This is a genomic window from Bacillus clarus (assembly GCF_000746925.1).
In the GTDB taxonomy this organism is placed as follows: Bacteria; Bacillota; Bacilli; order Bacillales; family Bacillaceae_G; genus Bacillus_A; species Bacillus_A clarus.
Window position 1 is genome coordinate 2,482,619 of the sequence record NZ_JMQC01000008.1, and the last position, 14,377, is coordinate 2,496,995.

A 14,377-nucleotide genomic window follows, 5' to 3' on the forward strand; every position below is an offset into this window, starting at 1 on the left:
TTGACATTGAATAACTGAGATGTTAACATAAGGAAGTCGCAATTGAGCGGCAAACAAGTTCTTTGAAAACTGAACGAAACAAACAACGTGAAACGTCAATTTTTATTTTAGATGCTAGACAAACTAACTTTATTGGAGAGTTTGATCCTGGCTCAGGATGAACGCTGGCGGCGTGCCTAATACATGCAAGTCGAGCGAATGGATTAAGAGCTTGCTCTTATGAAGTTAGCGGCGGACGGGTGAGTAACACGTGGGTAACCTACCCATAAGACTGGGATAACTCCGGGAAACCGGGGCTAATACCGGATAACATTTTGCACTGCATGGTGCGAAATTGAAAGGCGGCTTCGGCTGTCACTTATGGATGGACCCGCGTCGCATTAGCTAGTTGGTGAGGTAACGGCTCACCAAGGCAACGATGCGTAGCCGACCTGAGAGGGTGATCGGCCACACTGGGACTGAGACACGGCCCAGACTCCTACGGGAGGCAGCAGTAGGGAATCTTCCGCAATGGACGAAAGTCTGACGGAGCAACGCCGCGTGAGTGATGAAGGCTTTCGGGTCGTAAAACTCTGTTGTTAGGGAAGAACAAGTGCTAGTTGAATAAGCTGGCACCTTGACGGTACCTAACCAGAAAGCCACGGCTAACTACGTGCCAGCAGCCGCGGTAATACGTAGGTGGCAAGCGTTATCCGGAATTATTGGGCGTAAAGCGCGCGCAGGTGGTTTCTTAAGTCTGATGTGAAAGCCCACGGCTCAACCGTGGAGGGTCATTGGAAACTGGGAGACTTGAGTGCAGAAGAGGAAAGTGGAATTCCATGTGTAGCGGTGAAATGCGTAGAGATATGGAGGAACACCAGTGGCGAAGGCGACTTTCTGGTCTGTAACTGACACTGAGGCGCGAAAGCGTGGGGAGCAAACAGGATTAGATACCCTGGTAGTCCACGCCGTAAACGATGAGTGCTAAGTGTTAGAGGGTTTCCGCCCTTTAGTGCTGAAGTTAACGCATTAAGCACTCCGCCTGGGGAGTACGGCCGCAAGGCTGAAACTCAAAGGAATTGACGGGGGCCCGCACAAGCGGTGGAGCATGTGGTTTAATTCGAAGCAACGCGAAGAACCTTACCAGGTCTTGACATCCTCTGACAACCCTAGAGATAGGGCTTCTCCTTCGGGAGCAGAGTGACAGGTGGTGCATGGTTGTCGTCAGCTCGTGTCGTGAGATGTTGGGTTAAGTCCCGCAACGAGCGCAACCCTTGATCTTAGTTGCCATCATTAAGTTGGGCACTCTAAGGTGACTGCCGGTGACAAACCGGAGGAAGGTGGGGATGACGTCAAATCATCATGCCCCTTATGACCTGGGCTACACACGTGCTACAATGGACGGTACAAAGAGCTGCAAGACCGCGAGGTGGAGCTAATCTCATAAAACCGTTCTCAGTTCGGATTGTAGGCTGCAACTCGCCTACATGAAGCTGGAATCGCTAGTAATCGCGGATCAGCATGCCGCGGTGAATACGTTCCCGGGCCTTGTACACACCGCCCGTCACACCACGAGAGTTTGTAACACCCGAAGTCGGTGGGGTAACCTTTTTGGAGCCAGCCGCCTAAGGTGGGACAGATGATTGGGGTGAAGTCGTAACAAGGTAGCCGTATCGGAAGGTGCGGCTGGATCACCTCCTTTCTATGGAGAATTGATGAACGCTGTTCATCAATATAAGTTTCCGTGTTTCGTTTTGTTCAGTTTTGAGAGAACTATCTCTCATATATAAATGTATGTTCTTTGAAAACTAGATAACAGTGTAGCTCATATTTTTTAATTTTAGTTTGGTTAAGTTAGAAAGGGCGCACGGTGGATGCCTTGACACTAGGAGTCGATGAAGGACGGGACTAACGCCGATATGCTTCGGGGAGCTGTAAGTAAGCTTTGATCCGAAGATTTCCGAATGGGGAAACCCACCATACGTAATGGTATGGTATCCTTATCTGAATACATAGGGTAAGGAAGACAGACCCAGGGAACTGAAACATCTAAGTACCTGGAGGAAGAGAAAGCAAATGCGATTTCCTGAGTAGCGGCGAGCGAAACGGAATCTAGCCCAAACCAAGAGGCAAGCCTCTTGGGGTTGTAGGACATTCTATACGGAGTTACAAAGGAACGAGGTAGACGAAGCAGCCTGGAAAGGCTCGTCACAGAAGGTAACAACCCTGTAGTCGAAACTTCGTTCTCTCTTGAATGTATCCTGAGTACGGCGGAACACGTGAAATTCCGTCGGAATCTGGGAGGACCATCTCCCAAGGCTAAATACTCCCTAGTGATCGATAGTGAACCAGTACCGTGAGGGAAAGGTGAAAAGCACCCCGGAAGGGGAGTGAAAGAGATCCTGAAACCGTGTGCCTACAAATAGTCAGAGCCCGTTAATGGGTGATGGCGTGCCTTTTGTAGAATGAACCGGCGAGTTACGATCCTGTGCGAGGTTAAGCTGAAGAGGCGGAGCCGTAGCGAAAGCGAGTCTGAATAGGGCGTTTAGTACGTGGTCGTAGACCCGAAACCAGGTGATCTACCCATGTCCAGGGTGAAGTTCAGGTAACACTGAATGGAGGCCCGAACCCACGCACGTTGAAAAGTGCGGGGATGAGGTGTGGGTAGCGGAGAAATTCCAATCGAACCTGGAGATAGCTGGTTCTCCCCGAAATAGCTTTAGGGCTAGCCTCAAGTGTAAGAGTCTTGGAGGTAGAGCACTGATTGAACTAGGGGTCCTCATCGGATTACCGAATTCAGTCAAACTCCGAATGCCAATGACTTATCCTTGGGAGTCAGACTGCGAGTGATAAGATCCGTAGTCAAAAGGGAGACAGCCCAGACCGCCAGCTAAGGTCCCAAAGTGTGTATTAAGTGGAAAAGGATGTGGAGTTGCTTAGACAACTAGGATGTTGGCTTAGAAGCAGCCACCATTTAAAGAGTGCGTAATAGCTCACTAGTCGAGTGACTCTGCGCCGAAAATGTACCGGGGCTAAATACACCACCGAAGCTGCGGATTGATACCTATGGTATCAGTGGTAGGGGAGCGTTCTAAGGACAGTGAAGTCAGACCGGAAGGACTGGTGGAGTGCTTAGAAGTGAGAATGCCGATATGAGTAGCGAAAGACGGGTGAGAATCCCGTCCACCGAATGCCTAAGGTTTCCTGAGGAAGGCTCGTCCGCTCAGGGTTAGTCAGGACCTAAGCCGAGGCCGACAGGCGTAGGCGATGGACAACAGGTTGATATTCCTGTACCACCTCTTTATCGTTTGAGCAATGGAGGGACGCAGAAGGATAGAAGAAGCGTGCGATTGGTTGTGCACGTCCAAGCAGTTAGGCTGATAAGTAGGCAAATCCGCTTATCGCGAAGGCTGAGCTGTGATGGGGAAGCTCCTTATGGAGCGAAGTCTTTGATTCCCCGCTGCCAAGAAAAGCTTCTAGCGAGATAAAAGGTGCCTGTACCGCAAACCGACACAGGTAGGCGAGGAGAGAATCCTAAGGTGTGCGAGAGAACTCTGGTTAAGGAACTCGGCAAAATGACCCCGTAACTTCGGGAGAAGGGGTGCTTTCTTAACGGAAAGCCGCAGTGAATAGGCCCAAGCGACTGTTTAGCAAAAACACAGGTCTCTGCGAAGCCGTAAGGCGAAGTATAGGGGCTGACACCTGCCCGGTGCTGGAAGGTTAAGGAGAGGGGTTAGCGTAAGCGAAGCTCTGAACTGAAGCCCCAGTAAACGGCGGCCGTAACTATAACGGTCCTAAGGTAGCGAAATTCCTTGTCGGGTAAGTTCCGACCCGCACGAAAGGTGTAACGATTTGGGCACTGTCTCAACCAGAGACTCGGTGAAATTATAGTACCTGTGAAGATGCAGGTTACCCGCGACAGGACGGAAAGACCCCGTGGAGCTTTACTGTAGCCTGATATTGAATTTTGGTACAGTTTGTACAGGATAGGCGGGAGCCTTTGAAACCGGAGCGCTAGCTTCGGTGGAGGCGCTGGTGGGATACCGCCCTGACTGTATTGAAATTCTAACCTACGGGTCTTATCGACCCGGGAGACAGTGTCAGGTGGGCAGTTTGACTGGGGCGGTCGCCTCCTAAAGTGTAACGGAGGCGCCCAAAGGTTCCCTCAGAATGGTTGGAAATCATTCGTAGAGTGCAAAGGCATAAGGGAGCTTGACTGCGAGACCTACAAGTCGAGCAGGGACGAAAGTCGGGCTTAGTGATCCGGTGGTTCCGCATGGAAGGGCCATCGCTCAACGGATAAAAGCTACCCCGGGGATAACAGGCTTATCTCCCCCAAGAGTCCACATCGACGGGGAGGTTTGGCACCTCGATGTCGGCTCATCGCATCCTGGGGCTGTAGTCGGTCCCAAGGGTTGGGCTGTTCGCCCATTAAAGCGGTACGCGAGCTGGGTTCAGAACGTCGTGAGACAGTTCGGTCCCTATCCGTCGTGGGCGTAGGAAATTTGAGAGGAGCTGTCCTTAGTACGAGAGGACCGGGATGGACGCACCGCTGGTGTACCAGTTGTTCTGCCAAGGGCATAGCTGGGTAGCTATGTGCGGAAGGGATAAGTGCTGAAAGCATCTAAGCATGAAGCCCCCCTCAAGATGAGATTTCCCATAGCGTAAGCTAGTAAGATCCCTGAAAGATGATCAGGTTGATAGGTTCGAGGTGGAAGCATGGTGACATGTGGAGCTGACGAATACTAATAGATCGAGGACTTAACCATATAATATGAAGCAAGTGTTATCTAGTTTTGAGAGAATATAAAAACTTGTTGACTTTTTGAGTGAATAAGTTATAATAATCATTGTCTCAAATGAATAATGTCTGGTAATGATGGCAGAGAGGTCACACCCGTTCCCATACCGAACACGGAAGTTAAGCTCTCTAGCGCCGATGGTAGTTGGGGCCTTGCCCCTGTGAGAGTAGGACGTTGCCAGGCTACATTATTCCGCAGTAGCTCAGTGGTAGAGCTATCGGCTGTTAACCGATCGGTCGTAGGTTCGAGTCCTACCTGCGGAGCCATTATGCTTCCATAGCTCAGCTGGTAGAGCACTTCCATGGTAAGGAAGAGGTCACCGGTTCAAGCCCGGTTGGAAGCTTGGGAACAGTTCTTAAATTTTTTGGCCCGTTGGTCAAGTGGTTAAGACACCGCCCTTTCACGGCGGTAACACGGGTTCGAATCCCGTACGGGTCACCACTTTTGGAGGATTAGCTCAGCTGGGAGAGCACCTGCCTTACAAGCAGGGGGTCGGCGGTTCGATCCCGTCATCCTCCACCATATATATTTTATAATGTCGGAGGGGTAGCGAAGTGGCTAAACGCGGCGGACTGTAAATCCGCTCCTTCGGGTTCGGCAGTTCGAATCTGCCCCCCTCCACCATTTTCAAAAAAACAACCTGAAAAGGTTTATTTTTTTGAAAAGACAACCATACTAGTAAATATTAATGGGCTATAGCCAAGCGGTAAGGCAACGGACTTTGACTCCGTCATGCGCTGGTTCGAATCCAGCTAGCCCAGCCATTTACGAGCCATTAGCTCAGTTGGTAGAGCATCTGACTTTTAATCAGAGGGTCGAAGGTTCGAATCCTTCATGGCTCACCATTTTCGCGGAAGTAGTTCAGTGGTAGAATACAACCTTGCCAAGGTTGGGGTCGCGGGTTCGAATCCCGTCTTCCGCTTTTATTACTTCGGGGCCTTAGCTCAGCTGGGAGAGCGCCTGCCTTGCACGCAGGAGGTCAGCGGTTCGATCCCGCTAGGCTCCATTATAAATGAGAAAAAGCTTACATCATTTGATGTAAGCTTTTTTGTGTCTAATTTGGCAAGGAAGACAGGTTCCGGTTATCTCGTTTAAAATAAAACATAGGCGTATAAGATACCATTACCAGGGGGAGACCGTAATGAAAATTGTTATTGCATCTGATTCGTATAAAGAGAGCTTAAGGGCAATGGAAGTATGTGAGGCAATCGAAAAAGGCTTTACAGAAATTTTTCCGAAAGCTAATTATGTAAAAGTACCAATTGGGGATGGGGGGGAAGGAACCGTTCAATCTCTCGTTGATACTGCAGGAGGAGAGATTATTTCACTCTATGTGACAGGGCCGCTAGGAGGACTGGTAGAGGCATTTTATGGTATATCTCAAGATAAGAGAACAGCGTTTATTGAAATGTCGGCTGCATCAGGATTACACCATGCTCCAATTGAAAAACGCAATCCGCTTATTGCAACGACAAGAGGAACAGGAGAGCTTATATTGCACGCGCTGAATCAAGGTGTACAGCATATTATTTTAGGTCTAGGAGGAAGTGCTACAAATGATGGTGGAGCTGGCATGTTGTCTGCTTTAGGTGTAAAGTTTCTAAATCAAAAAGGTGAAGTAATAGAGCCTTCTGGGGGGACGCTACATTCTATTGATTCTGTTAATCTATATGGACTAGATTCCCGTTTGAAGAATGTGAAATTAGAAGCTGCATGTGATGTAGATAATCCGTTAATTGGACCAATGGGAGCATCTTTTGTATTTGCAAAACAAAAGGGAGCTAATATAGAAATGATTGAAGAGCTAGATGAAAACTTGAGGCATTATTCCCATATACTAAAAAAATGCTTCCATATTGATGTAGCAGAAATAAGAGGCGCAGGTGCGGCTGGAGGTATGGGGGCGGCAGTGGTCGCAGTATTACAAGGGAAACTGCGAAAAGGAATTGAAATTGTATTGGACTATACAAATTTTGATAAGCATATACAAGATGCTGATCTTGTTTTGACGGGTGAAGGAAGAATAGATGAACAAACAGCTTATGGAAAAGCTCCTGTCGGTGTTGCAATGCGTGCGAAACATTTTCATCTACCTGTAATTGCTATTGGTGGTTCACTTCTCCCAAACTATACTACGGTGTACGAAAAGGGAATAGATGCGGTGTTTAGTGTTTCTGCGAGTCCAATGACGTTAGAAGAAGCATTGGAATCTACAAAAGAAAATATCGAAATAACTGCGAAAAATATTGCGGCAGTATGGAAACTTGCCTCGGAAAAGCGCTTCTAAATACAGGAGCGTTTTTGGGTAGGTAGTTGTTACACTAGATTAAGTTTATGCATAGAATAGTATTAGGATATGAATTTCAATAGAGAGATAAATGAATGAAGTGTATATACATGCAGAAAAATGTCGAGTTGAGTCAGACTATATAAAAGATTTAAAATATTTAGTGAAGGCATAAAAGGGGGATACTATCTATGAAAAAAGAAATCTCAGTTATTGGAGTTCCAATGGATTTAGGACAAATGCGTCGCGGGGTAGATATGGGACCAAGCGCAATCCGTTATGCAGGGGTAATTGAAAGAATTGAACAAATTGGATATGACGTAAAAGATATGGGCGATATATGCATAGAGAGAGAAAAAGAAGTAGATGAAAATACAAAATTAAGAAACCTTACACAAGTTGCAACTGTATGTAACGAATTAGCAAGTAAGGTTGATCATATTATAGAAGAAGGTCGATTCCCACTTGTATTAGGTGGTGATCATAGTATCGCTATTGGTACACTTGCTGGAGTAGCAAAACATTATAAAAATCTAGGGGTTATTTGGTACGATGCACATGGTGATTTAAATACAGAAGAAACTTCGCCGTCGGGAAATATTCACGGCATGTCACTTGCGGCAAGTTTAGGCTACGGACATCCATCGCTTGTAGACTTATACGGGGCATATCCGAAGGTGAAAAAAGAGAATGTAGTAATCATTGGTGCACGTGCATTAGATGAGGGAGAAAAAGACTTCATTCGTAACGAAGGTATTAAAGTGTTTACAATGCATGAAATTGACCGTATGGGTATGACGGCTGTTATGGAAGAAACGATCGCTTACTTATCACATACGGATGGTGTTCACTTATCACTAGATCTAGATGGTCTTGATCCTCATGATGCACCAGGAGTTGGAACACCTGTAATTGGTGGGTTATCGTATCGTGAAAGCCACTTGGCGATGGAAATGTTAGCGGAGTCTAATATTATTACATCTGCTGAGTTCGTTGAAGTAAACACAATTTTAGACGAAAAGAATCGAACAGCAACAACGGCTGTGGCTTTAATGGGTTCTTTATTCGGTGAAAAACTAAAATAAATGTAAGAAAAGTAGCTGAAAAGCTGCTTTTTTTATTTGAAAATAAGAGTATAATAATGAGTTATATTATACTCTTTTATAAAAAAGTTCGACGACTTACCAATTTATCCCAAAGGGGAGGGGTTGTTTGTAATTGTCGTTTATTTCATGTATGGTATAATTAACTAGTTGTTGTAAATACATACATATAGAGCATGAAAATAATATTTCAATATATGGATAAAATTGCTCGTAAGTAGGAGGAAGGGTTAGCATGCCTTTTGGAGATACAACCATTTTGAAATATCTTAGTACGGCATTAGATATCGCAGTTGTGTGGTTTATTATATATAAGCTAATTCTTATAATCCGGGGCACAAAAGCTGTTCAACTTTTGAAAGGGATTACAGTTATTATCCTTGTCCGGATGATAAGTATTTTCCTCGAGTTACGTACGTTGTATTGGTTAACCGAGCAAGTATTAACGTGGGGATTTTTAGCAGTTATCATTATCTTCCAGCCAGAATTGAGAAGAGCGCTTGAACAGTTGGGGCGAGGTAGTTTATTCTCACGTGGGGGAGTTCAGGAAGAAGATGAACCTGAAATTGTTGCCACATCTATAGCAAAGGCGACGGAATATATGGGGAAACGAAGAATTGGTGCATTAATTACGCTATCTAAAGAGACTGGTATGGGAGATTATGTAGAAACTGGTATTCCGTTGAATGCAAATGTGTCATCGGAATTACTTATTAATATTTTTATTCCAAATACACCTCTTCATGATGGAGCAGTTATTATGCAAGGAAGTACAATTAAAGCAGCAGCTTGCTATTTGCCGTTATCAGAAAGTCCATTCATTTCTAAAGAATTAGGAACACGTCACCGCGCTGCAATGGGTGTTAGTGAAGTAACGGATAGTATTACAGTTGTTGTATCGGAAGAAACAGGACAAATTTCTTTAACAAAAAATGGTGAGTTACATCGTGATTTAAAAGCTGAACAATTGAAAGAGATGCTGTTAGTAGAATTTAGTAGAAATGAAAGAACAACTTCTTCGTCTTTATGGAACTGGAATTGGAGGAGGAAGCGTCATGGATAAGCTAATGGAGAATCATTGGTTTTTAAAAGGAATCTCATTACTTTTGGCATGTATGCTTTTTATGTCAGCAACTTTAACTGAAAAAAATACTACAGCGAGTATAATGCCCTTTTCAAGTGATGTAAAAGAAACATTAACTGATTATCCAATTAACCTTAAGTATGATGATGAAAAATATATTGTAAGTGGTGTTCCAAGTAGGGTAAAGGTAAAATTGGAAGGGCCAAAAGCATCGGTTGCTGCGACGAAAGCAAAACGTCAATTTGATATACCAGTTGATTTACGAGGGCTTTCAAAACCAACATATGAAGTTTCCTTAAAGGTGAACGGACTTCCGGATGATGTGAAAGGAACTGTTCAACCTTCAACTATTAAAATTACTCTTCATAAAAAGGCGAAGAAAAACGTTCCTGTAGATATAAAATTATCAAATGAAGATCAAATGCCAGCGGGTACCACTATTGAAAAATCCAGCATTAAGCCCAATATTGTTGAAGTAGTTGGGACACAAGAAGAAATAGAGAGTATTGGATCTGCCAAGGCATATATAGATTTAAAAGGTGTAAATAAAACAGTAACAAAAGCAGTAGAGGTTACATTGTACAATAGAGAAGGAAAACGTTTAAATTTAACAACGAGTCCATCGAAAGTAAATGTAACGGTGAATGTAGTTACACAAGCTACAGCCAATAATGTTGAAAAAACAGTACCTTTAACATATGTAAAAAAAGGCACTTTACCAGACGGATTGGCAGTTACAAACATCGGTATTGAGCCAAATGAAGTGACCATAGCAGGTCCGAAAGATGTTTTGGATAATATACAATCTATAGAGGGGGTCGAAGTAGATTTAAGTCAGTTGACAGAGTCTACAACATTCGATACCTCTGTTTTATTGCCAAGGGGTGTAACAAGCGCAAAGCCAGGGCAAGTAAAAATTTCAGTTGGTGTGCAAAAGTCAAAACAGACAAAAAGTAAAACAATTGACGGTATTACAATTCAAAAAAATGGACTTTCGAATGATACTACAATGCAGCTACTTTCACCACAGGGTGGAAAGATAAGTGTTGATATTTCAGGAGAAGCAAGTATAGTAGATAAAATAACAGCCGCCCAAATAACAGCGGCGATTAATCTACAAAATATATCTGCTGGTACACACGATGTTCCCATTCAAGTGAGTGGCCCAGGCAATATTACAATAGAGCCAAAACAAAAAAATGCTAGAGTAACTATTGTGAAGAAAGAACAACCAGATAAAGAAGTACAAGGAAATATAGAGAAACCGGATTCACAAGATAAAAAAGAAAATGAATCTGAGCCACCGAAGGACCAAGAAAAAGAGTCTGAACAAGAAAAAGAACAAAACAAAGATACAGATAAAGGTCAAGATAAAGGTCAAGATAAAGGTCAAGAAACTGCAGCAGACAAACAAAAAGAGCAAGAAAAAGGAGCGAATAGTAATGGGTAAATATTTTGGTACAGATGGAGTACGCGGTGTCGCAAATAAGGAATTAACGCCTGAATTAGCATTTAAAATTGGACGTTTTGGAGGATATGTACTAACAAAAGATACAGATCGTCCAAAAGTAATTATCGGTCGTGATACACGTATATCTGGACATATGTTAGAAGGTGCTTTAGTAGCCGGCCTATTATCAACTGGAGCGGAGGTAATGCGTCTTGGTGTAATTTCAACTCCTGGGGTGGCGTATTTAACAAAAGCGTTAGATGCACAAGCAGGTGTTATGATTTCAGCATCTCATAATCCAGTACAAGATAACGGAATTAAGTTTTTCGGTTCAGATGGATTTAAATTAACTGATGAGCAAGAAGCAGAAATCGAAGCTTTATTAGACAAAGAAGTTGATGAATTACCACGACCAACTGGAACAAACCTTGGACAGGTGAGCGACTACTTCGAAGGTGGACAGAAATACTTACAATACATTAAACAAACAGTAGAAGAAGATTTCTCTGGGCTACATATTGCTTTAGATTGTGCACATGGGGCTACATCTTCTTTAGCACCATACTTATTTGCAGATTTAGAAGCTGATATTTCAACGATGGGAACTTCACCAAATGGCATGAATATTAACGATGGTGTTGGTTCTACGCACCCAGAAGTTTTAGCTGAATTAGTGAAGGAAAAAGGTGCTGACATCGGACTTGCTTTTGATGGCGATGGAGACCGCTTAATTGCAGTTGACGAAAAAGGAAACATCGTTGATGGAGATCAAATTATGTACATTTGTGCGAAGTACATGAAAGAAACGGGTCAACTAAAACATAATACAGTTGTTTCAACAGTTATGAGTAACTTAGGTTTCTATAAGGCGCTTGAAGCAAATGGTATTACAAGTGATAAAACAGCAGTTGGAGATCGCTATGTTATGGAAGAAATGAAACGTGGTGGCTATAACTTAGGTGGAGAACAATCTGGTCATATTATCTTACTTGACTACATTACAACTGGAGATGGAATGTTAAGCGCACTTCAGCTTGTAAACATCATGAAAATGACGAAAAAGCCATTATCTGAACTTGCAAGCGAAATGACAAAGTTCCCACAATTACTAGTAAACGTCCGTGTAACGGATAAGAAATTAGCATTAGAAAATGAAAAAATTAAAGAAATTATTCGTGTGGTAGAAGAGGAAATGAACAGTGATGGTCGTATTCTTGTTCGTCCTTCTGGAACAGAACCACTAATTCGTGTAATGGCAGAAGCACCGACACAAGAGCTTTGTGATGGATATGTACATCGTATTGTAGAGGTTGTTAAAGCTGAAGTTGGTGCTGAATAATTCGCTGATTTTATATAAAAAAGGAGCACAAGGAGTGCTCCTTTTTCATATGTTTTATAGACAATGAAAAAAAATTCATTGACGGTTTATAATGTTTGTTATAAGATGGTCTTGTTCTTTTTCTCAAAGTAAATATGTAAGTTATAAAAGCGCCAGAACTACAAATTGTGTAGTTGACGAGGAGGAGTTTTATCGAGATTTCGGCGGATGACTCCCGGTTGTTCATCACAACCGCAAACTTTTACTTAAATCATTAAGGTGACTTAGTGGACAAAGGTGAAAGCGTGATGAGAGAAAAGGAACGGATGAATACTAGCTGTATAAGTATATACGGACTTAAACCAGAATCGAGAGGAAGGTGAAAGTCGTTACAAACTTACAGGGCTAGCAATATGTAATCCGTTTTTTATTTTTAAATAATGGTATCAGACTATGTCGTTACATGTTCGCAGAGCAATGTAAGCATTTGTAGCGGCGACTAAACATGTGTGGAATCGTAGGATTTATTGGACAACAAGATGCAAAGGAAATTTTATTAAAAGGTTTAGAGAAGCTAGAATACCGAGGATATGATTCGGCAGGTATTGCAGTACAAACTGATAACGGTATTGTTGTCTACAAAGAAAAAGGTCGTATTGCAAAACTTCGTGAAATCGTGGATGAAAATGTGGCAGCAAGCGTGGGAATCGGTCATACACGTTGGGCTACACATGGTGTTCCAAGTACAGTAAACGCGCATCCGCATCAAAGTACATCAAAACGCTTTACGCTTGTTCATAATGGTGTAATTGAAAATTATGAATTAGTGAAAAAAGAATATTTACAAGATGTGACGTTTGTAAGTGAAACAGATACAGAAGTTATCGTACAGCTTATGGAACAGCAAGTAAGCACTGGACTAAGTGTGGAAGATGCATTCCGTAAAACGTTATCTCTTTTACATGGTTCTTATGCGATAGGATTACTTGATGCTGAAAACCCAAACATGATTTATGTTGCTAAAAACAAAAGCCCGCTATTAGTAGGTGTTGGTGACAACTTTAATGTTGTTGCAAGCGACGCTATGGCGATGTTACAAGTTACAGACCAATTTATCGAATTAATGGATAAAGAAATGGTAATCGTAACACAAGAAAGCATTACAATTAAAAACTTACAAGGTGAAACGATTGAACGTGCACCGTTTACAGCGGAATTAGATGCAAGTGATATTGAAAAAGGAACATATCCTCATTTCATGCTAAAAGAAATCGATGAGCAACCACTTGTAATCCGTAATATTATTCAAAAGTACCAAAATCAAAATGGCGAAATTGAGCTGGATGCAGACATCCGTAATGCAATTTTAGATAGCGATCGTATTTATATCATTGCATGTGGAACAAGTTATCATGCAGGTCTTGTTGGAAAGCAATTCATTGAAAAATTTGCGAAAGTACCAGTTGAAGTACATGTAGCAAGTGAATTCTCTTACAACATGCCATTATTAACAGAAAAGCCTTTCTTCATTTACATTTCACAAAGTGGTGAAACAGCAGATAGTCGTGCAGTACTTGTGCAAACAAATGAAATGGGTCATAAAGCATTAACAATTACAAACGTACCAGGTTCTACGCTTTCTCGTGAAGCTGATTATACGCTTCCTTTATACGCAGGACCAGAAATCGCAGTTGCTTCAACGAAAGCTTACACAGCGCAGCTTGCAGTGCTTTCAATCTTAGCAGCTGACATTGCTAAAGTAAAAGGTGAAGTTCTTGATTTCGATTTAACTCACGAACTAGGACTTGTAGCAAACGCAATGGTAGTACTTTGTGATCAAAAAGAAGAAATGGACGCACTAGCGAAACAATTTTTAGCAACAACGCGTAACTGCTTCTTCATCGGACGTAGCGTAGACTTCTACGTAGGTTTAGAAGGTGCGTTAAAACTAAAAGAAATTTCTTACATCCAAGCAGAAGGATTTGCTGGAGGAGAATTAAAACACGGTACAATCGCGTTAATTGAAAAAGGTACACCAGTTATCGCACTTGCTACACAAGAGCACGTAAACCTTGGAATTCGCGGTAACGTGAAGGAAGTAGTAGCACGTGGAGCTAACCCATGTATCATCTCAATGAAAGGCTTAGAAATGGAAGGCGACAGCTTCGTATTACCAGCTGTACACGAAGCACTAGCACCGCTAGTAGCAGTTATCCCATTACAACTTATCTCATACTACGCAGCACTTCACCGCGAGTGTGATGTTGATAAGCCACGTAACTTAGCTAAGTCTGTTACTGTTGAGTAGGAGATTGGTAGAGTAACTAGTTTATTGTGGTTTTGAAATAAAGTCG

The 14,377-nt window shown here is 42.9% G+C and carries 6 protein-coding genes, 9 tRNA genes, 3 rRNA genes and 1 pseudogene; all 19 read left to right on the forward strand.

The window, feature by feature from the left end:
- Window positions 1-129: 129 nt before the first annotated feature.
- Window positions 130-1,681 (forward strand): 16S ribosomal RNA (locus DJ93_RS13725).
- A gap of 145 nt (window positions 1,682-1,826) precedes the next feature.
- Window positions 1,827-4,748 (forward strand): 23S ribosomal RNA (locus DJ93_RS13730).
- Between the two features lie 100 nt (window positions 4,749-4,848).
- Window positions 4,849-4,964, forward strand: a 5S ribosomal RNA gene (gene rrf, locus DJ93_RS13735).
- The 16S, 23S and 5S rRNA genes sit together here with 9 tRNA genes alongside, the layout of an rRNA operon.
- A gap of 8 nt (window positions 4,965-4,972) precedes the next feature.
- Window positions 4,973-5,047, forward strand: a tRNA-Asn gene (locus DJ93_RS13740).
- A gap of 4 nt (window positions 5,048-5,051) precedes the next feature.
- A tRNA-Thr gene (locus DJ93_RS13745) sits at window positions 5,052-5,124 on the forward strand.
- A gap of 23 nt (window positions 5,125-5,147) precedes the next feature.
- Window positions 5,148-5,222 (forward strand) — tRNA-Glu (locus tag DJ93_RS13750).
- Between the two features lie 5 nt (window positions 5,223-5,227).
- A tRNA-Val gene (locus DJ93_RS13755) sits at window positions 5,228-5,303 on the forward strand.
- Between the two features lie 18 nt (window positions 5,304-5,321).
- A tRNA-Tyr gene (locus DJ93_RS13760) sits at window positions 5,322-5,405 on the forward strand.
- A 65-nt stretch (window positions 5,406-5,470) separates the two neighbouring features.
- Window positions 5,471-5,545, forward strand: a tRNA-Gln gene (locus tag DJ93_RS13765).
- Between the two features lie 5 nt (window positions 5,546-5,550).
- Window positions 5,551-5,626, forward strand: a tRNA-Lys gene (locus DJ93_RS13770).
- A 5-nt stretch (window positions 5,627-5,631) separates the two neighbouring features.
- Window positions 5,632-5,703 (forward strand) — tRNA-Gly (locus tag DJ93_RS13775).
- A gap of 11 nt (window positions 5,704-5,714) precedes the next feature.
- Window positions 5,715-5,787 (forward strand) — tRNA-Ala (locus DJ93_RS13780).
- 135 nt (window positions 5,788-5,922) lie between these two features.
- Window positions 5,923-7,068 carry a glycerate kinase gene (locus DJ93_RS13785; protein WP_042981395.1) on the forward strand — a complete coding sequence of 382 codons (1,146 nt, stop codon included), beginning with the start codon at window positions 5,923-5,925 and terminating at the stop codon, window positions 7,066-7,068.
- Between the two features lie 191 nt (window positions 7,069-7,259).
- Window positions 7,260-8,153 (forward strand): arginase, encoded by an 894-nt coding sequence (gene rocF / locus DJ93_RS13790; protein ID WP_042981396.1) that lies wholly within the window; start codon window positions 7,260-7,262, stop codon window positions 8,151-8,153.
- Between the two features lie 253 nt (window positions 8,154-8,406).
- Window positions 8,407-9,234, forward strand: a complete 828-nt coding sequence (cdaA, locus tag DJ93_RS13795; RefSeq protein ID WP_042981397.1) for a diadenylate cyclase CdaA — start codon at window positions 8,407-8,409, stop codon at window positions 9,232-9,234.
- The gene (locus DJ93_RS13800; protein ID WP_042981399.1) at window positions 9,227-10,705 is read left to right on the forward strand and encodes a CdaR family protein; all 1,479 of its coding nucleotides are present in this window, start codon (window positions 9,227-9,229) and stop codon (window positions 10,703-10,705) included. The genes cdaA and DJ93_RS13800 overlap by 8 nt, the downstream gene beginning before the upstream one ends.
- Window positions 10,698-12,044 (forward strand): phosphoglucosamine mutase, encoded by a 1,347-nt coding sequence (gene glmM / locus DJ93_RS13805; RefSeq protein WP_042981402.1) that lies wholly within the window; start codon window positions 10,698-10,700, stop codon window positions 12,042-12,044. The genes DJ93_RS13800 and glmM overlap by 8 nt, the downstream gene beginning before the upstream one ends.
- Before the next feature lie 287 nt (window positions 12,045-12,331).
- Window positions 12,332-12,516: pseudogene (locus DJ93_RS33715) on the forward strand (hypothetical protein).
- 12 nt (window positions 12,517-12,528) lie between these two features.
- A complete protein-coding gene (gene glmS / locus DJ93_RS13810; RefSeq protein ID WP_042981403.1) occupies window positions 12,529-14,331 on the forward strand; it encodes a glutamine--fructose-6-phosphate transaminase (isomerizing) in 1,803 nt (600 codons plus the stop codon).
- Window positions 14,332-14,377: the final 46 nt, after the last annotated feature.